The 240-nt window shown below is 58.3% G+C and carries 1 pseudogene; it reads right to left on the reverse strand.

The features are described 5' to 3' along the window. Positions 1–240: pseudogene (locus tag Q4563_RS22240) on the reverse strand (benzoate 1,2-dioxygenase large subunit); the annotation flags it as partial.

The following is a 240-nucleotide window of genomic DNA, read 5'->3' on the forward strand; positions in this document are numbered from 1 at the left end:
GTATACAGGCCTTCATCTTCCGATTTGGCACCACTCATCACTGGTTTGAGGTCGATGGCCTTGGCAGCGTCGTCCGGGCCGTCAATCCAGTGAGTGGCACCCCGGCACATATCGTTCCAGGGCAGGCCACCGGCCTTGAAGCCTTCCTGACAGGCGCGGAATTCTTCCAGGTCATCCGGCGTTGCCATGCCTGATGCGTTGAAGAAATCTTCATACTGGCGAATGCGATGGGTACGGGCG

This window comes from Gilvimarinus sp. 1_MG-2023 (assembly GCF_030548285.1).